Genomic DNA, 24,505 nt, shown 5'->3' on the forward strand with positions numbered 1-24,505 from the left:
AAGTGTGTTTAAGATATCCATTTTAATAAGTTTTACTAAATGATGCTTACTCTATTAAAGGGTTTTCAGCATACGCCCTGATTGCAATTATTACCAAAGTTATTATGGGCAGTGTCACAATCTGACAATCAATTAAACGAAAAGATATATTTTTAAATAAACAAATGTGAATTCATTGTTATGTAAAGGGTTAGCACATTAATGTCTTGAAAAATAATTTAAATAATGCTTGATTCATCTTAACAAAGCTGCAATCCATTAAACCTCATCTGCTCCTGGCGGGTCTATGAATGTGGATAACTGCGTAAAATCCGTATCTAATGCTATTATTATGCACAATTGGTCAATTATTTGCGGTAGCTGGGCGGCTACCAGTATCTTTATATGGATTTTAGAAATTTCTTATAGTTTTAGGCAAACTATTTGTTTAACTTTCGCATTAAAATTTTAATATGAGTCGTTCGATAAAATTTGTTGGGTTGGCAGTTGTGGCGGCCGCTAGCTGCACAGTTCAACTACAGGCACAGGCCACTAAAATTAATACGGATCCTGACGCCGAATTTAAACAGGCAAAGGATCTTTATTTTAGAGGGCAATACAGCCTGGCTTACCCAATTTTTAAAACACTTAATTATTCTGCACCTTACCATAAAAGTAATATCCCTGAAACCAGGGCAGTAGAAGCGCGTTTTTATACTTTATCCTGTTCGCTAATGCTGAACCAGGCCTCTGCGGAAGAACCAGCCAAAGAATTTATCCATTTTGAACATAGTACGCCACTGGTACAGATGCTTAGTTTTCAGCTGGGAGAATATTATTTTAGGAAGGAAAACTTCCAGGAAGCACTGGATTATTATAAGAAAGCAGGAACGGCCAATCTGAGTAATGAAGAAACTGCCAAACTGCAGTTCCATCAGGGCTATTGTCTGTTTACGATGCAAAAATTTGAGGAGGCGGCTCCTTTATTTAATGCGATCCGTCAAATGCCTTCCAATCCTAATTATATCGATGCCAATTATTATTACGGTTTTATCGAGTTTTATAGGAAGGATTATGATGCGGCACTCAGTTCTTTGCAGATAGTAAAGGATAACCCGAGTTACAGTAAGATCGTCCCATATTATATTGCAGAGATCTATTATTTTCAGGACCAGAAAGGAAAGGCGCTGCGTTATGCGGAATCTTCTCTAAAGGATGGTGGCCAGTATTATGAAACAGAATTAAAACAACTGGCTGGTCATATTTATTTTGAACAAGGTCAATATGCAAAGGCGTTGCCTTATTTAGAGGATTATATTACCAAAAGTGCTAAAGTCAAAAGGGAAGATCTTTATGAACTTTCTTATTGTTATTATCAGGACAAACAATGGAATAAAGCGATTGAAGGGCTGAAAGAATTAGGCGGTAAGGAGGATTCTCTGGCGCAAAACAGTATGTATTTATTAGGAGATGCCTATCTGCATACGGGGGATAAAAGCAGTGCCAGAAATGCCTTTTTGTTTTGCTCACTAAATAGTGCCAATCAGCAGCAAAAGGCAATTTCTACCTTTAATTATGCGAAACTTTCTTATGAACTGGGTTATCAGGATGTGGCGCTTAGTGAGCTTAAAAAATTCATTACGGTTTATCCCGAGTCTTCTTATAATCAGGAAGCCAAAGAGTTACTTGTAAGTGTATTATCCAATGCGAATAATTATAAAGAAGCCCTTCAATTGATCCAATCGTTGGGTGGCGCACAAAGTGAAATTGTGCAACGAGCCTACCCCAGAATTTTATATGGCAGGGCTGTTGAATTGATCAATGACCAGAATGTCACCCAGGCAGGGGCAATGATTAACCGAATTTTTAATTTACCTTATAATGAAAAGGAAGTACAGCCTGCTTATTTCTGGAAGGGAGAATTGGCGTACCGATCCCAGAATTACAGTGGCGCAATAGAATCGCTGAACAGGTATCTTCAGCGTCCGGTTGACTATGGCGAGGTCAATGAAACAGATGCTAATTACACATTGGGGTATGCCTATATGCGTTCCGGAGATTATAATAAGGCCTTAAATGCTTTTAGAAAAGTAGCCACTACTGCTAGCAGTGGTTCTACCAGCGTTCAGAAAGATGCCTATCTGAGATCTGCTGACTGTTATTTTATGCAGAAAAACTATAGCCAGGCATCGACGATCTATGATGATATTATCCGCCAAAACCTGCCTGCCGCAGATTATGCTTATTACCAGAAAGCAGTGATTGCAGGCGCTTATGGCAGGGTGGCAGACAAGGTCGCTTATTTGCAGGCCTTTGATCAGCAATACGGTAATTCTTCCTTGGCAGCAGAGGCCAATCTGCAGATGGCCGCAGCCTATATGGCCAGCGAAAACTTTTCTAAAGCCGTTGCACCTTTACAAAAGGTCTTAAGTGCTGATCAGGAGGCCTTAAAGCCGGATGCTTATCTGAACTTAGGAGTCACTTATTTTAATATGGGCAATAACGATGCCTCCTTGCAAAGTTTCCAGGAGTTGATCAAACGTTACCCGAATGCCCCACAAAGTAATGAAGCCATTGCCTATGTGCGTAATATCTTTGTCAATGAACACCAGCCGGAAAAATATTTGACCTTTATGCAGCAAAATGGCAAACAGGTCAGCTATACCGAGCAGGACTCCCTGTCTTATATCTCCGCATTCAAATCTTATGGTGATGAGCAGTTTGATGCGGCGATCAGTGGTTTTGAAAATTATCTAAAATCCTTTGCTCAGGGACAACATAGCATTGATGCGGCCTATTACCTGGCAGGTCTCTACCGGCAGCGTAAAGACACGGACAATGCACTTAAATATTATGATCTGGTTGCTCAAAAGGCGCCTAATCAATTTGCGGAGGATGCCGTATTGCAGGCAGCCAGACTCTATTATTTTGATAAAAAGGATTATTCAACAGCAGCTACCTATTATCAGCAGCTGAAAGATATTGCCACTTCAGCAGATAACCGTCTGGAGAGTATGCGGGGTTTGTTACGTTGCCAATATAAATTACAACAATGGGCCGCGGCAGATGCGAATGCAAAGGATCTTTTGACGCAAAAAGGCATCGCAGATGACGACAAACAAATCTCCAACACAATTATTGCCAAAAATCTGCAGGAGCAGGGAGATCTGGAAGGCGCCACAACAGCCTATAAAAAAGTATACAGTTTAGGGAAATCTGAATATGCTGCCCAGGCGAGATACAGCGTAGCAGAGATGCTGGTGCAGCAAAAGAATTACAAAGAGGCCGAGAAGGCAGCCTTTGATGTAATTAACAAGTCAGGTTCCTACGATTACTGGATCACCAAATCCTATATTTTGCTCGGCGAGATTTACTTTAAAGAAAATGATCTCTTTAATGCGGAGGCTACCTTGAAAAGTGTTGTTGAAAATGCAACAGATCCGACACTTAAGCAGGAAGCGCAAACGAAGTTGGATCAGGTGCTGGCGCAGAAAAAGAAAAAGAGCCGGGTGGAATAAGGCCTTAGTGGCTAATTTGTCCGTAACATTAAAATTGTTTACACTTACATTAAACACATGAAAGATAGCATTCAATATAAGAGCTTGAGTAATAAAAAGGCGCCGCTGTGGATCGGTATTTTACTGCTGGCACTTTGTCTGGGTATAAGTAATGCGCAGGCACAGCGTCGAAGAAAAAAGACGACACAGAAAAAAACGGTGGTTAAAAAAGCGATTAAAAAGGCGCCTACCGAGAAACCGAGTCAGGACACAGTACCTTTGGAGGGAGGGAAGAACTTTACGGTAACCTCTGATTTTACGCCTTCCTTAAAACCGGCCTCTAAGATCAACTTTAGTTCAACAACGGCACTTCCTACACCGGAAAAGACGCCGTTAAATTATAATGTGCCGGCACAAAATCTGACTTTTACTTATAATCCAGCCTTTTTGAGGCCACTTGCAGTAAATATTGACACCGGATCAGTTTGGCGGAAGGCTGATTTTGTAAAACTAGGCTATGGCAATTATTCTACGCCTTATTTAGAGGGTGGTTTTTCTCTGGGGGATGGTTATCATTCTGCCGTAACGATTCATGCCAAACATACTTCCTCTAAAGGAAATCTGCCATTGCAGGAATTTGGCAAAACAGGTATTGAAGCCAGCGGGGTATTTGCGGTCAGTGATAAAAATGAGCTGGATGCCAGGGCCTATTTCAATAATAATAAGACCTATGCATATGGTGGTTTATTGCCGAATCAGCCCTATAATAAAGACAGCCTGAAACGTAATTATCATGACGTAGGCATCAAGCTGGGTCTATCCAATAAGTTTAAAAATGCAACTGGGATTGATTACCATCCAACGATCGGCATTGATGCATTTGGGGACAATCATGATGGCCGGGAGTCCACTTTGTCGATTGATGCACCCTTTAGTAAACGCCTGAATGAAACTTTTGTGGCCAAATTAGGTGCTGGAATTGATGTCAGCAGCTTTAAAAAGCAGGATTTGTCGATTAATAATAATCTGGTTACAATACGTCCGTCTATAGAAATCAACAGACCTGACTTTAAAATGAATCTGGGGATTATTCCTTCTTTTTACAATAGTGATTTTCATTTAATGCCCAATCTATCCTTAGAAGCAAAAATGCGGGATGAACGCTTTATTGCCATGGCGGGTTGGAAAGGATATTATAATAAGAATACCTACCGTTCTCTAACGACGTTTAACCCATGGATTGCGATCCCGCAGGATTTTGATTACACGCGTGTCTCTGAAATCTATGGAGGTTTTAAAGGAACTGCGGGAGATCACCTGACTTTTAATGCAACCGTAGCTTATCTGAATGAAAAAGATGCGCCCTTATTTTTAAACAGAAAGGATGATAATTTGTTTGATGTGATTAGCGACGATATCAATAATTTACGGTTCCACGGGGAACTGGGTTTTAATGCCAAACAGAGTTTTTCATTGCTGGCAGGTGTAACCTTGAATAATTATAGCAAGGCAACTGAGCAGGCATGGGGCATGTCTCCCATAGAGATGAACGGATCGCTGCGTTGGAGAATCCTGCCTGCTGTATTACTAAAAAGCGATTTGGATATCTGGACAGGGGGTTATTATAAAGACCCATCTGCCGGTAATAAAAAGCTGAGCGGTGCCGCAGATTGGAATGTCGGAGCAGAAGTGGATATTATTAAAAATGTGGGTCTTTGGTTACAGGTAAATAACCTGCTGAACAATAAATATCAACGCTTCTATAACTACCAGACAATTGGGGCAAATATTATGGGTGGTATTATCCTTAATTTTGGTCAACTGAAAAAATAACCACGATGCAAATAGAATCTTCATTATTCCAGCCTTTTTTAATTAAATACCGTAAACTTCCTTTAGGAAAACTCGGTACAGTTGTTTTACAGCAAGAACCGGCCTTTCATGAGTATACCAGTCAGGTGATCCGCCCGGTAAGAGAGGTTTTGGGATTTTCTCCCAAAACGGATGCTGGTCTGATGGAAAGTTTTGAGGCATTTGCAGAGAAAAAAGGGGTAGATAAAAATGGGGTAGCATTGCTGATTGATCAGATTAAAAGCCAACTTAACAAGAATAAAGAAGCTTTGCTGGTGGGAATAGGCACATTGAAGATTGAAAATAATGTATACAAGCTAGTGGGTGAGAATGTTTCTCAGGACTATCTAGCTCCTGTAACAGCGGGGGCTGTGATCCATGAAGGCGATGTACATGATGTTAAGGTAGGTGAAGAGGTACATTCCAGCGAGGAGATGAAAGCGATGCTGGCGGCAAAAAAGACAAAGGATTATTGGTGGGTATATGCGCTTATTTTGCTGGTAGTGGCCATCGCTGCTATTTTGTATTCTGTCTATGGAGACAAGCTGTAATAAAGTGCGTTCCTGTAATTATATGGGTCAAAATCTTACGAGTAGATTATATTCCAACGAAGATTGGAAGAAAACCGGCCTAGTATAAGGTAGTGTGGCCGGGGGGGAATTTGAGCAGATATAATAATCACAATTTGCTAATGAGCCTAAGGCAGAAGGCACCTATGGGAAATCGCCCTATATGGTTGACTGCCTGATCTTTTACAAATCAAAGCAACTGGATTCATTATTAAATGCTCCATGTGTGAAGTATAAATTGGAATAGTTTGTCCAATTTTTGGGTTATTTGTTTTCAGGTAATTATAAAGGTTATTTGTTTGTTATATGAAAAGTTTCTTTACCTTTACAAAACATCTTAATTTTTAAAACCTTATTTATGAGAAAACTATTCTTGCTTTTGGGTGCAGGCTTCCTGTTATCTACTGCCACCAAAGCCCAATCTTATGAGCGTCCAGTTGGTTCTGAGTTCAGTATCGGTATTGAAGGAGCATTACCTACCAGCGGTTGGGATGCTTACACAGATGCAGGGGGAACAAAAAAACTGGCCGATTTTGGTATTGGAGCTACGATTAAATATGCCTATAACTTTAATGAAACGATCGCTGCGACATTCCAGACGGGATATATTTATTTTCCTGGTAATGACTTGGGTATCGGAAAGGAAAACATAAGCCAGATTCCAATTAAGGCAGGTGTACGATTTAGTATGAGTAGCTTCTATATTGAACCTCAGTTTGGTTTAAGTTCATTAAACGAAAAAGGGAAAATTGCTGGGGATGATAACTCATATACGACTTCAAATACCGCATTTACTTATGCAATTGGTATCGGTGCGATGGCCGGCCGTAATTTTGATATTGGCTTTAGGTATGAAGCAATGTCTAAAGATGGTACTGTTGGATTTTTGGCGTTGAGACTGGCTTATTCTCTACCTTTTGGCAGATAGGCTATGATATTAATATATTGGCAAAAAGTCACTTCTAAATGCAAGTGGCTTTTGTTGTTTATTGAGATCGGCTTATTGGGAAATTTCCTATCAGAAATTAATGTTGCTTTTATTCACTTTAATTATATGGCTAGAATTATTTTAATTAAACCTGTATTTTAGACTAATTTGATGATGAAAAAGATACCGATACTACTTACGTTGACTTGCTTGGTATATACCGGATTAAAAGCCCAATCACATTTTGACCTACAACGCAGATCCGAATTAAGTATAGGACTAGAAGGTGCATTACCCATGAATGGCTGGGACTTGTATGCCAAAAACACGAAGAGTGCAAGCTTTGGTGCAGGCCTTTCGCTTAAATATGTCTATAACATAAATGACATGCTCGCTACCACTACGCAAATTGGGGGCTTACATTTTTTTGCCCATAATCTGGATGGCACGAAAGTGAACTCTGATCAATTTTTTTTGAAGGCAGGTATAAGATTAAAAACGGGTATTATTTATTTTGAACCAGCATGTGGCATCAGCTCTTTATCCGGGAATGTACCGGATAAAATCAATGGAGGTTTTGGCGCTTCTTCCATAACACCTTTTACATATGCGATGGCTATAGGTGCTTTTGTGGGTAAAAGTTTTGATGTTAGCCTCAGGTATGAGGCGATGACCAAAGAAGCAACGGTAGGGTATATGGGGCTACGGATAGCTTACAAAATACCGCTAGGTGAGGTGCAATAGTTATTTGAACGCTAATTGGCGGGATAAGCACCTAAAGAGCCAGGTTGGTCAAGTCAAAGTTCTTTGGTGGGCAGTTGGAGCGACGATCAAATATGCTTATAATTTTAATAAAACTCTTGCTGCAAATTTTCAGATTAGCTATATTTATTTTCCGGGATATTGTCACCTAACCCGCAAAAGTAAACGCTGTCCAGATTCCAATTAAGGCTGGTGTTAGATTGAGTAAGAGTATTTTCTGTATAAAGCCACAATTTGGCCATAGTTCCTACTATATGTAATTAAAGGTTGTAAGTAATTCTGTGGATTTTTCCGGTTCTGGTTCTACTACTGCATTTACTTATGTTATTGGTATTGACGCGATGGCCGTCCGTAATTTTGATGATGGCCTGCGTTATGAAGCAAAGTCTAAAGATTGGATATATACCCGGCCATAAGTAATTATTTGGTCTGAGTTTTGGCCGAGTATATATCATTTATATTTGGCCAGAACTCGAAAAATTTGTAAAGTTTTGGCCGATTTTACACCCTTTGAGCATTAAGATATGAAAATATAAAGCATTTGATTTTTTTTGCAGGGGGGAGAAATTAAAGCTCCCCAGAACTGAATATTTCATTTTTTCATTCGACCAAGTTGTTGATTTTTGGATTCTTAAGGCTTTCCTCAATTTGCACCACACAACATTCATGTTAATTTCTAAAAATGCTCAATCCGATACAATATTTTAGCCTCCACTGACTTTGGGGCATTAGATAGACGGATGATTGGCATTAACACTAGTATTGAAATGGCAGAAATGAGGTAATCAAAAGCGATGCCTTTGAAATATGTCTTATGATTCATGGTATATTTTTTGTTCATTATTAGGCAATGCGGCTGTAATATTGAATGCAATGATATTAATTTTTCATATTTGGTAATTAATTAAAACTCTTTAAATAAAGTGATAGAAAAAATGTGGAAAAATGTGAGAAAACAAATAGCTTTTAAAGAAGGATTGAAAGGTATGAACCGGCAAAGAGATTGATTTAGGCTAACCTAGTAACAGTAAAATATTTAACTTTGACAATTTTAATGCCTGATTATTTGTTACTAAAAAATGATTTGATAAAAATTACTTTAAATGAAGCAACGAGAGGCAGTTACCATATTCTGGTTTAGAAGGGATTTGCGATTGGATGACAATACAGGATTATTCCATGCCTTGAATACCGGGTTCCCCGTTTTACCTATTTTTATTTTTGATAGTACCATATTGGATAAATTGGACAGTAAGTGGGATAGGAGAGTAGATTATTTCCATCAGGCACTGCAAAACATTAATGATGACCTCAAAAAGTTGGATAGCACTTTTTGTACTTTTTATGGTGAGCCATTTAATATTTTCAAAACTCTATTGAAACAATATGATATTCAAGGTATTTATTGCAATCGAGATTACGAACCGACGGCTATAAAAAGGGATACTGATATTGCTGAATATTGTAAAGAAAAAGCCGTAGTGTTTAAAGCCTTTAAAGACCAAGTAATTTTCGATAGGAATGATATATTAAAAAATGATGGTACACCCTATACTGTCTATACTCCTTATGCCAAAAATTGGCGCCACCAGCTATGTAGGGAAGATTACAAGGCCAAAAAGATGAATTGGCGCGGCTTGTATCGGCAAAGTTTTAAAAATATTCACACCTTGGCCGATATCGGTTTTCAAAAGACTGATATAAACTTTGTCAAACCTTCATTAAACCCTACCATTATTGATAACTATGATAAGAGACGGGATTTTCCTGCTGAGAATGGGACAAGCAGACTAGCCATGGCGCTTAGATATGGGACCATAAGTATTCGCAAATGTGTCGAATTTGCTTTGGACCATAATAATACGTGGCTATCAGAGTTGATTTGGCGTGAATTTTTTATGCAGATTCTCTATCATTATCCTAAAGTAATTGATTGCTCTTTTAAGAACAAATATGATTTTATAAATTGGCGTAATAATGAACAGGAATTTGAATTATGGTGTGCTGGAAAAACAGGTTTTGCCCTTGTAGATGCGGGAATGCGTCAACTTAACCAGACCGGGTATATGCATAATAGGGTACGGATGGTGGCCGCTAGTTTTCTGGTGAAAGATTTATTAATAGATTGGCGATGGGGTGAATCATATTTTGCAGCTAAGCTGAATGATTATGACTTGTCTTCAAATAATGGAAACTGGCAATGGGTGGCAGGATGTGGCTGTGATGCAGCTCCCTATTTTAGAATTTTTAATCCCGAAACGCAGGCACTTAAATTTGATAGTGATTTAAAATATATTCGGCAATGGATTCCTGAATTTGGTACAAATGAATATCCGAAGCCAATGGTTGACCATAAGGCTGCCAGGCTAAGGGCATTGACGGAATATAAAAAAGCTGTTATTGAAAATAAATTATAAATGATAAGAGGGCAAGGGTGATGAAATCGTGAATGTCGGATTTATTGAAAATTGTCAGCATTTCTTTAGATTAATTATCTTATGGATTAAGCTGACAAATATTTAATCTGTCATGATGCGGTTATACACCAGAGAACCTCCTTTATTAAAGATTCTCAGGCCTAATTCTCCAGCTACCCCTTCGGGTCTTTGAAAGATCAGCCCTGCCTGGTCTACAATTACTTTTCCGTCAACACTAGTGACATTAATCGTGGCCTGATATTTTTCTCCTCTTTTCTCAAAATTTAAAGTCACGGTTGGAACCTGCTGATTGAAAACCCATTTAATATTTAAGTCATTAAGGTCGTCAAGTATTTTCCTGATGGTGTGGTCAGATTTTCCAGTTATTTTTAAATTGAACCTCATCTTTAAACCGCTAAACGGAACCAGCTGAGGATATGTAGTGTATAGCATATTGTTATAGAAATCACGGTTGCCTTTATTTTCTACTTTATCGTAGACTTTGGCAATAGCTTCATATAACCTTCCTAAAAAGAGTTTCTCGTTTTGTGTATCGAGTTTTGTTGTCTGAATCAGGTTCTCCAAAATAGTTCTGGCTTTCGTATATTGGCCGCCCTGGATATCGAATTTGGCTTCAAAAAGTTTAAAATAACGTTGAATATTCTTTCTTTTGTCCGTTTGTTGGTAATCATGGTACTTTTCCGCAAAATACTTAGGGCTAAAGTCTTTCATTAAATACCAGCCTTCGTCAAAAGTTGTGGTCGCTTCAGAACAAAAAAGATCATAGACCATCCTGAAACGATCCGGATTGTAGGCCAGGTTAATGCAGACGTTATAGGCTGCCATTAGTTTTTTGGCTTTTAGCTGACCTAACCGGTAAAGTGTCGTAGGTGAATACCACCAACCTTTATTCAGAAATTTAATTTCCTCAATTTGGTGATCTAGTAAATTGACTCTTAATAAGTTAATTGTAAATTCATATTGCTCCTGGGTGAGCGTCGTACCGATATGTAATTCTTTAAATTCCGCGGCCTTATTCAGCGCATATTGTGCGCTGTCCAGCTGGGCGTCATATATAAAAGATCTGCAAAGTGCCAGATTATACCAACCAAAACCTGGTCTCGAGCCGTTTTGTTGTATGATCTGATCACACATTGTAATGGCATCTTTACTGCGGCCTGCATAGACGTATAATTCAGGAAGGTAATAATAAGGCTCCTTGAGTACGTTTTCACCACTGTAGCTAATGGATAAGTCTCTTTGGAAGAATTGTTGCGCATTTTTAAAATTACCAATCTCCGCCTGAAATCCTGCATAGTTATTCCAGGAGATCATGCCATATTTGGCTAAAATCTGGTAGTAGTGAAAGCAACTGTCGTAATTCTTATTATAACAATGAAGCAGCGCCAGATAGTGGTAGATCTGTAACTCATCTGCCAAGGCCTGGTCTGGCCCAAACCATTCATCGTTGATCCGTTGGTTTTTATGAATAAAGTTCAGGCCGTCATAACAGTATTTGAAAGCCATCTGTTCATTTTCCTTGACGGAGTTTTTTAAAAAGGGATGGGTGGCGGATGTAAAGATCCTGTTTCTGTGATAGGTCCATGCCCGGTGGTAGTATATACCAAAAAATCCTTTTTAAAATTATAGGAGGCCAGATGATTCAGCAAAGACATGACAGAATCCGGCATTTCTATATTATCATAGCATTCCTTCAGGGCATTACAGATGGTATAATAATCCTGGAACCGGTCATAATACCTGGTTAGGTATTCCAGACTGGTAAATAATCTTTTAAATTGTGGGTTGTATTGCTTTTCTATGAGTTCTCTTGCTTTTTCAAGGGTCGGAATCGCATTTTTATAGCCAAGATAGTCTGCACTGTGATTATATTTAAAATATCCTTCATAAAGATACCCGACATAATAAGTACTGTCCATCTTCTGAAATGCCTTGCCTTTGGTCAGCGCATCATCATCGGTGAGCTGCGCGTCCATGCGCTCGGCATCAATCTCATACCGGGCGGCCTGATGCTGCTGGGCGCATAAGCGTCCGGCAGTCATCAGGCTGAGGAGTAACCAGATGACTATAATTAACCTTATATGGATTCTTCTAGTCTTCACTTATCCTTACCTGTCAAATTAAGTTTACTAAGACGATCCATTTCAATATCCAGGATTTGATACAAGAGTTTGGCCCTGGCTTCTTTATTTCTATAAAGGATTCTGTGATCTAAGACAGGATGGGTCAGAATCTGCAAGTCATTCTCTGTTACATAATCACGGGCGTTGATCAGCGCATAAGCTTTCAGGCATTTAATAAAAGAAATCCCGCTTCTGGTGGATGCGCCCAGGATGATTTCATCATTGATCCGGGTGGCAGAAACAATATTACGGACAGCTGCCAGCAGTTCCGGATGAATATAGACCTTTTCTGCTGATTGTTGCAAGGCCAGAATCTCGTCTATACTTAATACTTGTGAGACGACCTGCTGATTATGTTGAATGGCTAAATACTCCTCATAAATTTGTAGTTCTGTATCATCATCCACATACCCAAAATGGATTTTAATATAAAAACGATCTAACTGAGCTGCTGGCAAAGGGTAAGTCCCTTCCATCTCAATGGGGTTTTGAGTGGCCATGGTAAAAAATAAGCGTTCCAGCGGGAAAGTTGTTTCGCCAACTGTAATCTGTTTTTCGGCCATACACTCCAGTAAAGCTGATTGGACTTTAGGGGAAGCCCTGTTAATCTCATCTGCCAAAAGCACATTACAGAATAAAGGTCCCTTTTTGAATGTAAAATCCCTGTTTGCTTCATCAAAAATATAAGAACCGATTAAATCCATCGGCAAAAGATCCGGTGTGAACTGGATTCGTTTAAATACGGCTTGCCCGCCCACGGTACCCGTGATGCTTTTAGCCAGTGTTTTAGCCATCACGGTTTTGCCGGTACCCGGATTGTCTTCCATCAGGATATGTCCACCAGCGATAAGCGCTGTTAGTATCAGCCTGATTTGCTTGGTTTTGCCTTTGATGACCTGTTCAATATTTTGAATAAGTCTTTCTATATTTTGTACACTGGCAGGTGGCTGTGGTGTACTTTGTTCCATATTAATTATGTCATTTTCCATATTCACCTAATGATTTTTAATGAAAAAATGTAAGGGATGATAAAAGTTCAAAAACAATACAACGCGCTTTTTCCAGGGGATATGTGCTTTGACGGCCTTAATAAAAGGTTTATAAGTGGCCGCTGCCTGGTCTATCTCCTGTTGACTGGGCGCTGTATGGCTATATTTTTCTTTTTGGTACACCTTGGTAAATAAACTAAGATTTGTGCCAAAGCGTTTATCTATTTGTTGGGCAAAGTCTTCAGGGCTATGAAAGTCCCTTGGATAACCCATCTGGTTGAGCAGATATAAAATAGCCCGTTGTTTGTAATGCAGGTTTTTTCTGGCGCGGAAATTAAAAAAGCGCCAGATCAGCCATGGTAACAAAATGATTAAAATCATCAGGACAATGGCAATGGTGGCTAGCGTTATAAGTATCGTCAACCAGTTAAAGCCATGCAGATAGGAGCGAACGGCATCTTTACTAGGGGTGGTGTTTTTCCTCCTTGATTATTTTATCTCGTCGATGGAAACTGGTTGGGGCAACCTGCTTAAGATATTGACGGCAGTATCTGCTGCCTTCTGAAACCCGAGGTGGGCCAGCTTTTCATCGTAAGAGGCTGCTGTGATATGCATGCCTTGTTCAAGCGCGGTCAATTTTACCGTCCCGGTATCTGCAAATACCTTGGCAAAGGCTACGCCAAGCCGGATATCCGGACTTTGATTGGTCTGGAAGCTTTTATCCTTATAAAGAATCTTACTAATTGAGAGTAATACCTGCTTTTTGATGGTATCTACCTTTAAAATAGTGCCGTCGCCAACAAAGGCAACTTTTTGACTGCCCAGTGGCGGCGTGCCGTCAGGTTGAGGCGCTTGTTGTGTATTTACATCAGGTATGGTGGTGTCAAAATCAATCCAGCCATAATCTTTGAAAAAGACCTGGACCCAGGCATGTGCCTGATCTTCATAAAACCAATACCAGCCGGGATTTTTACTACTTCTGTCCACTGTCAGAAAGCCTGTCGCAATTCTGGAGGGAATGTGCAGGGCCCTAAGCATAAATAAAGTAGCCCCTGCATAGTAGGCGCAATATCCTTTGCGGTTCGTAAATAGAAAGTAGTCCAGTTTATTGGCGCCGGGAAGTCCTGGTTCTCCTGGATTGTCGGTATACTGAAATAATGGTTGGCCGAACTCATCTTTGCTTAAAAAATAGTCGCGGATAGCCAGCATCTTATCAATGGTGGTCGTATCTGAGCTGGTGATAGTATCTGCCAGATCACGTATCTGCTGATAGGATTTACCCTGCGGCATCCGGGTATAATAAGCCAGGAAATTGCTGTCAATACCATTATAACCGGTGTCTCTCCTTAAAACGTCATACCGCGCTTTCTGAAAATCCTCCAGCATGGTATTGCCAGCCGGGTTATAAACAAAATAGGCGCTATTTAGATTGCTGACCCACATTTTTGCATGGTAGGCGGCCGTATATTGACTAGCATACTCATAGGGTACAGGTATAGGTTGTACAGAAAAGGCTGTACTGGGCGCCAGATAATCGTGTGGCGACAGGGCTACTTTATATACATCGGCCTCTACTACTTTTCTGTTTACTGTGGCCAGCGAGTTTTTTATTGCGGTACTGTCTGTTTTGGTGAAAAACAGAGAAATCTGTGATGGATCCGGGTTAAACAGGTCATTATAAGGCCTGGTCGTATCCGTCGCAAATGTCTGTGTGGTGCTATCAAATCTGGTATAATAATCTGCTGTAAAATATAAGGGATTCTGGGTAGTGCCATCTGCAAAGAAATTATTGAGGTGCGCCACAAATACCAGCTGTTTGGTCTTGCTCAGTGAACCACTGAGCGGCATTTTGCCGGTATTGCTAAGTGTCCCGTCCCGGTTCACTTTAGTCATGCGCTGGCTATTGGACTTCTCATCATTATAATGAGATTCTACTTTTTTCCAGGCATTCTCTATCGCGGTAAAATCTTTTCTAAAAGTATAAAAAATGATCGCAAAAATCACAATAATCAGCCCGAAAAAGCCGCTGACTCTTTTAGTCAGATACCACCTAAAGGAGGACTGGTGCTCATTTAAATTACGGATCAGTTCAGAAGCATAGATAATATAGAAGGTGTAAAGTAATACGGGTATAAAGCCCAGTGCAATAGCCCCTGCTGTAACCGTTGTGATTTTGCTGACAATAATAATCTCAATAGCCAGTAAAAACAACACCCAGACCACTGTGAAAAAACGCCACCTGCTAAACCCAAAACCGACCAACCAGCCAATGGAAAAGATAAAAACAAATATCAGGTATTGAACGGAGAAGAAGAACATGTCAAATTCCCCTACAGCGACTTGCTTTAAAAGTTGATATCCTAAATAATAGCAAAGTGCCAGCACAAGCGCAGTACTGATAAATCTGAATCGCCAGCTGTAAAAAATAAGTGATAACAGGATGCCTAGAGAAAAGTAAACACCTTGATAGATCCATTGATTTTGCAGGATGACATAATTGGCGTTGAGTTTCAACAGTACCATAAAGGCAAAGAAGATGGTGGGCAGTGCCAAAAGGAGGCACTGCACGCCCAATTTTTTCCAACTATGTGCTCTTTCTATGTGCATTGTAGGTTGCTTTCTTTGCTACTTAACTTAATTGTGGTATTGTTTTAATGATTTTACTGAGTGCTTGTTCATTAGCCACCAGCTGTCTTCTAAGAGAGGATAATGCCCATCTGGATTGATATCTGGCTCTTTTGTCCTTTTCTGCCTGCAGAAAGAACCAGGAAAGCCAGCTGGAAAGCCTTTGTCTGCCAATACAGGAAGATAAAGGCACCAGTATAAAAGTGATCTCCCGACCATACTCTTCAATTAATTGCTGTACTTGCTCAATACCTGTCAGAGAGGAGATGACCACTACCGCTGCATGTCTGGTATTGACAAAGTTTAGAATATCCTTTGTCCCCTGCCAGGTACTTAGCGCGATCAGATGCTTGATCTCTTCTTCCTTAATTGGGTGACCGTCGAATGTGACCGCCTTTTCAGGCTGGTCAGATACCCATCTAAGATCTGCATGTTCCTTTTTGATAGACTGATAGATATTCCAGACTTTATTTTTATAAAAATTGAGCAAAGGTTCATCCGTAATCTCATTATGGGCATCCATGTAGGCTGAGTAAAATGATACGTATAGGTGCATATGCGACGCATATGGCTCCAGGATCTCCGGCGTACGGATCATCAGCTCTCTGTTTTTTGCATAGATTTTCCAGACGATTCTACGGATATCATCTTGGTTTTCAAACTTTTTGTAGTTAAAAAGATCCCCTTTTACCCGGCGCATACGCTCAATTCTGTGTACTCGTTTTTCTGTATTGCGGTGCGTCGCGGAAATACTGGTCTGCGGACCATTGATTGGCGGTGTATAAAATCTTTCAGAACTGGCCAGGTTAATCGCCATGGAAAAGAACTGCAAAAAATCCTCAAAGTAGACGATAACACTAGAAATTCGATATTCTTGTATGTTTTCTATTTTCCAGTCGTAGAATCCTTCCAGCTGCTGATTAAACCAGTTGGCATGTTCATCCTCTACGAGTTGGATCTTATCAGAAAAAGTGCCATTATCGTATACAAAGCGGAGCTTAATATAACCCAGTATGGGCCTTAGGATAGGGCGCAGCTTTAATTCTATGGGTTGATAAGGCGTGTCAAATGGCCGGGTCTTTATATGAAACTGGACTTTGCCCCTTTTTCTATTGATATAAAAATAGATCCAGGAAACGATAACACTCAACAGAGATAGGCCTAAAAAGGCAATGCTGACATATAAAGTAATCTTTAATAAGAGGACAAATACATCCTGAAAAGGGGTGTCTGGTAATTTGGGTTGGGCCTTCAACCAGACAAAACACAGCGCCGAGCCTATTAAAAACAGGCAGAAATAACCCGTAACGGGTGCGTAAAACCCAAGCTGCTTGAGTGTCTTTCTTATGGAGACCTTATGCTGCATAAATCTACCGTGAAGTTAGCGCATTAATAATCAATGACCTATTTACCCCTTTATATTTTGCAAAATTAATAGGTTTGTCTGGTGATTAACGCACAATATATCACATTTAATTTGTTCCTTTGCCCAAAGAGGCGGTCCGACCGCTTAGCATTTTTATGGAAAATACAATTGTTCATAGGGTTTGTCCGGTTTGTGGAAGTAATGCCGTCAGCAGAGCGCTGGAGGCAAAGGATCACACTGTATCCAAACAAACCTTTGAGATTTGGAGCTGTCAAGATTGCTCTTTTAGGTTTACACAAGCGGTGCCGGCAGAAGAATTTATCGGAAAATATTATAAGTCAGACGAATACGTGTCTCATAGCAACACCAAAAAGGGGGTTGTTAACCGGTTGTATCATGCTGTACGTAAAAGAACCTTGCAACAAAAATTACAACTAGTCCGTCAGGCCTCCGGCCAGATGGAAGGTTATTTGTTGGATGTAGGAGCAGGTACAGGTGCTTTTGCCAGCGTTATGCAAGGTGCTGGTTGGAAAGTAACCGGCCTGGAACCGGATCAGGATGCCAGAAATAATGCTGCCAGAGACTATCAGGTTGAATTACAGAGCTTAAGCCATCTATTTAATCTGTCAGCTGATCATTATGATGTCATAACGCTTTGGCATGTCTTAGAGCATGTTCATAAGTTGCATGATTATCTGGACACCTTTAAAAAGTTATTGACGCAAGACGGAACCTTGATTATCGCTGTCCCCAATTATACCAGTTACGATGCCAAGTACTATGGCAGGGATTGGGCGGCCTGGGATGTACCTAGGCATTTATGGCATTTTTCCCCAAAAAGCATGGAGGTTTTGATGAAAAAACACGGTTTAACCGTCACCAAAATGCTTCCCATGAAATTTGACAGCTTTTATGTCAGTATGCTTAGCGAAAAATACCGCAACGGGACAGGGAATTTGTTCCGAGCGTTTTGGGAAGGACTTAGTTCTAACAAAAAGGCTGAAGGAGATGCAAAGAAATACAGCTCGGTGATCTATATCATCAAAAAAGCAGAGGTGTAGAAGAATAGTTAGGACAAGCCCTGGAAAAATAAGAATCTACATACGAGGTTCAGGATACTACTGAATTGAGCTTAATTGCTATAAGGGCAAAGTCTATAGTTGACTACAGTAGTGAAGTGAATAGGAGATGGGAATTGCGGAAGATTTTGCGTAGACTGGACTAATAAGGATTTTGCTGAATTCAAAAGAAGCACTTTGGTGCACACGATTACTAAAGCCATGGTAGCCGCTATTATAAATCTGGTTGAATATACCCCAATAATAATAATAATAATAATAATAATAATAATAATAATGATTAACATACTGGTCCAGTAATAAAAAAAGGGCTCTTCAAATGAAGAGCCCCTTTTCATAACAGGTTTTATTCTTATTTCTTAATAAACTTGCTGTTAACTTTATTACCATCTTTGGTTACTACTGTTACGAAGTAGATACCTTGAGATAGGTTGCGAACACTTATATGACTATTGGTTGCTGTTTGTACTAAACGTCCACTTGCGTCATAAATGCTGACAGTTTTGATATCGCTCAGACCAGTAATGGTGATATCATTGCTGGCTGGGTTTGGATTGATAGAGAATCCTGCTACTCTGCCACCTGTGATGCTTACGATGTTTGAAGATTTGATGCCGTCATTTTTAACAACGTTCAGTTTGTAGTAGCTCTTAGCTCCTGGATTATGATCCGTAAATGAGTAGTCAATAGACTTGGTAGAGATACCTGCTGCATCTACAGAACCGATAGTAGAGAAGTTGGTGCCATCATTAGAACGAAGTACATCGAAACGGATGCTGCCTTGTTCTGATTCTGTGGTCCAGGTTACTACTGCATTCTTGTTAGCATCCAGATTAACGTCGAAGTTGGTGAGGGTAACTGGAAGGGCTGCTCCGATTGAAAGTGTTTTAGAGATATGACCTGCTGGCAGGTTATTAGCCTGGTCAAATACATCAGCTTCAATCTGAAGATTACCTTCAGCATCGGGTGTACCTGTAACATTACCATCTTCATCAATGTCTAATCCGTTATCAACAGGTATTGCTGCAAACGCAGTGGTGCTAATTGAAGCTAGAGGTCCTGCTGCATAAATGGCTGGAATTGCTGCCATTGCATACCTATTAAAAATATCAGATTTGGATAAGTTGACTTTTACGGTACCACTTGTGAATACTCCTGTAATATTTTGCAGTTTGTATATAGGAGTATGTGGAAGGTTTGGATTAGTAGCAACAGTGATATCTAGTTTACCTGTATATGGTGTACCGGCATTACCGCTACTTAAGTCAGAGCTGCTAATTGTAGCAATTTTCATATTAAGTGCAGTTCTGGCAGATGCATCTGAACAACCATCCCTTTCAGAAGCAGCATAGTAAGTTTTATTTGCGGTAAGGGTAACAGGAGAGGTAACTATATTTCCACCTTCGGCTGCATCATACCAAACAATACCATCTGTACCATTAGCATTTACATAAGAATTCAAATTAACAGAAGTGTTTGCATATGCATACTGGTCTGCTTCGCCATCTTTAAGTTGTGGTGCAGCAACTAAAACATCAGCACCGTAAATATTAATACTTCCATTTCCTAATAAAGATGAAACACTTGCAACACCGCCAATTTGAATGGAAATGCGGTCAAAAGTGGTTGACGTTTGCCCACCCGTTGGAACTACTGCTGCAGTGATTTCGCTAATTGTTGTGCTTTGCGGAAATAATTGTAGGGTTAATAATGAGGATGTTTCGTCTATATTTGCGCCAACTTGGTTTGGTCCATCATATGCTTTGATAACCATACCATGTAATGCTGCAAGATCCAGAAGACCTGCATTAGGATTATTGAGTAAAATTCTGATAGAATCGCCAACTTTTGCTGGAGTATTTAAAGTTAAATTTAATACAGTCGTATTTAAAACATTGATTGGATTAAGTGTTGCTGCAGTAGTGGGATCCTGATCCACCGCATATTCGGGATGCGTAATTGTGCTTAAGTCGCCAACTGTTGAGGCTAATGGGCTAGCCGCTGTGCTGTAAGTCCAGTCAATGGTTTTGGGACATCCTGGAGATGTGGGTACGTCGCCGTAGATATATGCATGAAATAAGTCTCCTGAATAGGCGACGCCAGCAAGGGGGGCTTTTAGCTCTAAATAAATACCGTTTGATGGAGCCGTTGTAACGTATGCAAGTTCATCTGTGCCTGCTCCAGATAATAATGAAACCAATGTGTTTCCGCCAGACGTTGAAGGTCCTGGTGTTCTTGTTGCATCGGCATTTCCTGGAGTTCCGCTAAGGTCCGTGAATGATCCCACTGTTGTATTGCCTAGTAGTCCGGCTACGTCAAGTCCTAATAAGCCTGCAGAAACTCCTAATTTAATGTGTACAACTGTTCCAGTTGGTAATGTTCGTACGGAGTTGTCTGGATTCCGGAACTGTAAATATTGTCTTACTGTTGTTCCGAGTAAACCTAAAGTAATATTAGGAGTTGAATAATCTTGAAGAGTTGAGGAAGTTATTGCGTTTCCTGGGTTAGTAACAGTTGAAATTTCAGTAGGGACCACTACAACTGTAGTATTATCCGCACTAAAATTTTGAACAGTTGCATAAATCCTGCCTGTATACTGTGCACTAGCCGTTCCGAATAATCCGCAAATACTAGCGAGGCCAGCGATAGCCAGTATTCGTTTGGGATTTTGTAGTAAAAATGTTTTCATGGTACGATTGAAATTTTGCTGTTATGAATATGATTGAAGTGTAAAGTTAGTCGGCGCATTGTCAACTATTGACAATGCGATTGGTAGTTAGGAACTTATATGGCAAAAATGGGAATTGAGCAGGCACAAAAAGCACCGGAACTATGGTTGATTTCATAATTCTGGTGATAATGAATTGATAGATTGTATGTTAGAGTATACTATTCTTTTTTATGTGTTTGGTTTTGATCTCAGATGGCAATCTAAAAACTACCCAAAGCACTGAACAATAATTTTTTGTTAGTTAATTTTTACTCCTTTTTGACGCTAAAATGTTTTAAATGCGCTTTTTAATAATTGAAAATTTCGCCTTTAATCTTGTTGTATTGGTTTTTTAATTTTCTTTCATTTATTGCTGTTTGCTTATACTGATATCAGCTAAGGTGAATGCTTCATTGGGTCAGATTCAGGTAGATATCCATCATGGTGACCAGTTTCTCCTTTAGCTTTTCCTGGAGCAGGTCTGGTCCTAGGACTTTAACCTGGTTGCCCCATCCAAAGACCCAGTCCACAAGTTCGGCATTGATTCCTGTGTTCATGCGCATCTCCCATTTACCAGACGGCTTTTGACCAAAACGCTGTGTACAATGCCAGAATCGGTTACTAATATAAGTGCCAGCGCCGCAGCTGAACTCCAGTTTTATATCATAGATCTCATTATCAATATTTGGAGCCACCCCGAACCTTTTACTGGCCTGGGCGTAAAAATGATCCATAAACTTTTGGGTACTGAAAATATTCTCCAATATATCAAATTGCTTGAACCTTGACAGGTCATAAACGACCAGATCCAATGTACTTTCTATTAGTAAAAGCACATAAATACTACCATTATGGTAAAGTATCTGCATAGGAAGCATTACGACCGGTAACTTGGGTAAAGTTGCCGGATACCTGACATCCTGAGAGATTTCCATTACTTTAAGCTTGCGGCTATGCTGCATGGCCCAGATAAGCGTGTCTAAATACTGCTGTTCCTGCTCATTATAAACATACTCATTGAAACTGGATGTCTTAATCTGTGCCTGAGGCAAAGATTGCATATGATATTCAAACTTGCTTTTGCTTTGCGCTTTAAAAAGGACTTCTTCTATTTTGTCAATAGAATTCTGGCGCTTCTGGGTTAAAGCCCCGGGAGCCAGATTCTTTAACAATAAGAAGCTTTTTATATCGCTTTCCCCAAATTCATGGGCGCTTTTGTCAAATTCAAATTTCCAGGTCTTTTTGTTATAGTCGCCGTCAATGGTAATAATCCTACCATCATTTAATGGGAGGTTCTTAATTTCTTCCAGGTATCTATATAAGGTTCGATCAGATATCTCGATATTCTCATACCGGATCCAGTCCCGCATACTTTCGAAAGTCACGGGAAATCTTTTGATCTTCTCAATTATTCTTGTTATCGCACTCAATTTGTCAAGCATGCAAAAAATATAATTTCTTAATTCATCTGATTAAAAAAATATACCTATTCCATTAGGTCTATTGTTCAGGTATTGGAACAATATGCCTCTCATGTTGCTTGTAGGTTGTGCGTCAGTGGAGTAAGCATCAAAATAACCGACAGATAGGGTTATTCAATTTTGATATCCAGCAAAGGGTTTTGTTGCTTTGATATTCAAACGATTATTTTGACTTCGTTTACAACACGAAAATAAAGCGGTTATTGACAGTAATTGACAATATAAAAAAGAGATATGTTTAAAGTTTTGTTTTTGTGATAGTTAGTGTTGTTTATGTGCATTATTAGCCTCCCTTTTATTTGGATTGAACAGGTATAACCGGTTTCAATTATTGATCTTTTAATTAGTCTTTGTTTTTTTTAGAAAAGAATTGAAACTGTCTGAAAATTAATTCCTTTCGCCCGTAAAGTTAAGGCATAACAATAAGATTGTTATGCATAAAATGAAAAAAAACAAGAAATGTCTAAAAAAGTTTCGTGATTGTATTCCTCATATCAATTTCTAAGATTTTATAGTTGCGTTTGTGTTTAATTTGACTATTATCGTGGAATTTTTAAGCCCCAGGACGGTGGTCAAACTTTTAATGTTCTGAGGTCAATTGACGTTGCTATACTTCAAAATACCTGCCGGTGCTCCTTGTTTATGTAAATCGGATTTAATTGTGTTGGCCACCTTTTCGAATAAGGCTGCATCCATCTTGCCTTCTCCGTATCGGGCCGCCATATAAAACTTTGTTGTTTTGGGGTGGTGGGTGAGCAGGCTTAAAAACATTTTGTAGCCTAGCATGCCGTGCTCCAGGTCTTTTTCAATGGTGTTTTTTGAATAAAGTGGTACAACAAAAGTAAGTTGGGTGGGCAGCGAGTCAGGTACATCTGGTGTTTGTTGCTTATCGTAATAATCGGGGTTGGGTTGTTTAATCTCTGGAACGACTTCAGAGAAGTAGACATAGGTGTCTGTGCTGTCATTTGTGTTTAGTAGCGTTTTGGTGAGGGGATATACCTCGCCATTTGCTGATTGAACGGCCATATACCACTGCATAGAATCAGGACTATTCAGTAGTTTTTTTAAACTGTCGCTTTCAAAAACATAGCTGAGGGGACCGTCATAATTATCTGGAGGGACAATTTTGGGTAAATAATGCAATACGGCAGTGGTATCATTGGTCAAAAAGAAAAAGGGGCCTTTCTCTTTTTGATATTTAAGGATAAATTCCCGGGTTTTTACATTAAGCTCTTTATTATAATCCCGGCTGCCTTGAAAGATATTTGCGATTTCCCTTCGCTTGTGTTCTTTTATTTTATCTCCAAAATAGTTTTTTGCGAACATAAAAATAGCCAGTGCCAAGCCAAAAGGGATGGCTACTTTACTAATTTTGCTGTTTCCTTTTTTAACGGCCTGAATATCTTCCCGCAAGTTGGCTTTATTCGTATAGTCAATGGATGCTTTCTGTTCTGAGGATAATTCGGTGGTTTTATCTGCATTATTTTTTGAGGCAAAAGCACCTGTTTGGCCCTTTAAATCAGACAACGGCTGGTCGGGTGTGCCGGGAAGGTTCATGGTGGCCATCTTATCTTGAATGGCCTTTTGATTTATAATATTATTATTGTTGCTATTGTTAGTAGGTTCACTAAAGGCTAATATGGCCTCAGTAAAAGCTTCAAAGAAAGCCTTTAGGTTTTCATAATCCGGATCGCCTGTTTTATTAGAGACTGGTACCCAACGCAGGCGGTCTCCATTACGCATTTGGATTTTAAGGTTGGGTTTTGCCAGAAGGGCTGAAGTGGAGATGCCTTCTATATCTTTAAAATAAGCTGTACCAAATCTTTTGGATACAAGGTGATCAGGTGTTAGGGTTATTTCTTCTTTTAGTTTGACTTTTTAATAATTATGGTAAATGCCACAATGATAGGGACAAATAATACGGCCATAAATAGTAGGAAGGGTGTATTGCGTGGCAAAATGACTATTAGTGGAATATCCGCAAAACATAATAGTAGCCACCAGAGTGCTTTGGTATTATTATATCGAAAATTAAAGTGTTTTTCGGCAATCATGTATTTGTTTTAGGTGATGGATGCGCTAATTTAAGGTAGTGCATCTGCATATCC

Annotated in this window: 17 protein-coding genes; 8 read left to right on the forward strand and 9 right to left on the reverse strand. The window is 39.6% G+C overall.

Annotated elements, in window-relative coordinates; translation table 11 throughout:
• Positions 1 to 452: 452 nt before the first annotated feature.
• From FSB73_RS10680 to FSB73_RS10705, 7 genes are all read left to right on the forward strand, one after another.
• On the forward strand, positions 453 to 3,497 hold the full coding sequence (locus FSB73_RS10680) for a tetratricopeptide repeat protein (protein ID WP_146781714.1): 3,045 nt from the start codon (positions 453 to 455) through the stop codon (positions 3,495 to 3,497).
• A gap of 57 nt (positions 3,498 to 3,554) precedes the next feature.
• A complete protein-coding gene (locus FSB73_RS10685; RefSeq protein ID WP_146781716.1) occupies positions 3,555 to 5,309 on the forward strand; it encodes a TonB-dependent receptor in 1,755 nt (584 codons plus the stop codon).
• 5 nt (positions 5,310 to 5,314) lie between these two features.
• Positions 5,315 to 5,878: a hypothetical protein gene (locus tag FSB73_RS10690; RefSeq protein WP_146781718.1), complete on the forward strand. Its 564-nt coding sequence runs from the start codon at positions 5,315 to 5,317 to the stop codon at positions 5,876 to 5,878.
• 376 nt (positions 5,879 to 6,254) lie between these two features.
• Entirely contained in the window at positions 6,255 to 6,824 is a 570-nt protein-coding gene (locus FSB73_RS10695; protein WP_146781720.1) for an outer membrane beta-barrel protein, read from the forward strand.
• Positions 6,825 to 6,995: 171 nt separating this feature from the next.
• Positions 6,996 to 7,568: a hypothetical protein gene (locus FSB73_RS10700; protein WP_146781722.1), complete on the forward strand. Its 573-nt coding sequence runs from the start codon at positions 6,996 to 6,998 to the stop codon at positions 7,566 to 7,568.
• Positions 7,569 to 7,867: 299 nt separating this feature from the next.
• Positions 7,868 to 8,002 carry a hypothetical protein gene (locus FSB73_RS26640; protein WP_262712572.1) on the forward strand — a complete coding sequence of 45 codons (135 nt, stop codon included), beginning with the start codon at positions 7,868 to 7,870 and terminating at the stop codon, positions 8,000 to 8,002.
• A 687-nt stretch (positions 8,003 to 8,689) separates the two neighbouring features.
• Entirely contained in the window at positions 8,690 to 10,003 is a 1,314-nt protein-coding gene (locus FSB73_RS10705; RefSeq protein WP_146781724.1) for a cryptochrome/photolyase family protein, read from the forward strand.
• Positions 10,004 to 10,105: 102 nt separating this feature from the next.
• On the opposite strand, the gene FSB73_RS10710 is transcribed toward FSB73_RS10705, so the two are convergent.
• The 6 genes from FSB73_RS10710 to FSB73_RS10735 all read right to left on the reverse strand — a co-directional run bounded on the left by FSB73_RS10710 (position 10,106) and on the right by FSB73_RS10735 (position 17,127).
• The gene (locus tag FSB73_RS10710; protein ID WP_146781726.1) at positions 10,106 to 11,530 is read right to left on the reverse strand and encodes a hypothetical protein; all 1,425 of its coding nucleotides are present in this window, start codon (positions 11,528 to 11,530) and stop codon (positions 10,106 to 10,108) included.
• A gap of 26 nt (positions 11,531 to 11,556) precedes the next feature.
• A complete protein-coding gene (locus FSB73_RS10715; protein WP_146781728.1) occupies positions 11,557 to 12,066 on the reverse strand; it encodes an OTU domain-containing protein in 510 nt (169 codons plus the stop codon).
• A gap of 56 nt (positions 12,067 to 12,122) precedes the next feature.
• A complete protein-coding gene (locus FSB73_RS10720) occupies positions 12,123 to 13,136 on the reverse strand; it encodes an AAA family ATPase (protein ID WP_146781730.1) in 1,014 nt (337 codons plus the stop codon).
• A 6-nt stretch (positions 13,137 to 13,142) separates the two neighbouring features.
• A complete protein-coding gene (locus tag FSB73_RS10725) occupies positions 13,143 to 13,559 on the reverse strand; it encodes a hypothetical protein (RefSeq protein ID WP_146781732.1) in 417 nt (138 codons plus the stop codon).
• Positions 13,560 to 13,625: 66 nt separating this feature from the next.
• The gene (locus FSB73_RS10730; protein WP_146781734.1) at positions 13,626 to 15,743 is read right to left on the reverse strand and encodes a transglutaminase domain-containing protein; all 2,118 of its coding nucleotides are present in this window, start codon (positions 15,741 to 15,743) and stop codon (positions 13,626 to 13,628) included.
• Positions 15,744 to 15,765: 22 nt separating this feature from the next.
• The gene (locus FSB73_RS10735) at positions 15,766 to 17,127 is read right to left on the reverse strand and encodes a DUF58 domain-containing protein (protein ID WP_146781736.1); all 1,362 of its coding nucleotides are present in this window, start codon (positions 17,125 to 17,127) and stop codon (positions 15,766 to 15,768) included.
• A gap of 155 nt (positions 17,128 to 17,282) precedes the next feature.
• Here FSB73_RS10735 and FSB73_RS10740 point away from each other — a divergent pair, with 155 nt between their 5' ends.
• Positions 17,283 to 18,188 carry a class I SAM-dependent methyltransferase gene (locus FSB73_RS10740; protein ID WP_146781738.1) on the forward strand — a complete coding sequence of 302 codons (906 nt, stop codon included), beginning with the start codon at positions 17,283 to 17,285 and terminating at the stop codon, positions 18,186 to 18,188.
• 370 nt (positions 18,189 to 18,558) lie between these two features.
• On the opposite strand, the gene FSB73_RS10745 is transcribed toward FSB73_RS10740, so the two are convergent.
• The 3 genes from FSB73_RS10745 to FSB73_RS10755 form a co-directional block, all read right to left on the reverse strand.
• A complete protein-coding gene (locus FSB73_RS10745; RefSeq protein WP_146781740.1) occupies positions 18,559 to 20,895 on the reverse strand; it encodes a T9SS type A sorting domain-containing protein in 2,337 nt (778 codons plus the stop codon).
• Positions 20,896 to 21,326: 431 nt separating this feature from the next.
• Positions 21,327 to 22,301: a helix-turn-helix transcriptional regulator gene (locus FSB73_RS10750; protein WP_158639497.1), complete on the reverse strand. Its 975-nt coding sequence runs from the start codon at positions 22,299 to 22,301 to the stop codon at positions 21,327 to 21,329.
• Positions 22,302 to 22,991: 690 nt separating this feature from the next.
• The gene (locus FSB73_RS10755; RefSeq protein WP_146781744.1) at positions 22,992 to 24,140 is read right to left on the reverse strand and encodes a hypothetical protein; all 1,149 of its coding nucleotides are present in this window, start codon (positions 24,138 to 24,140) and stop codon (positions 22,992 to 22,994) included.
• Positions 24,141 to 24,505 lie beyond the last annotated feature (365 nt).

The sequence above is a fragment of the Arachidicoccus ginsenosidivorans genome, from assembly GCF_007971385.1.
Lineage (GTDB): Bacteria > Bacteroidota > Bacteroidia > Chitinophagales > Chitinophagaceae > Arachidicoccus > Arachidicoccus ginsenosidivorans.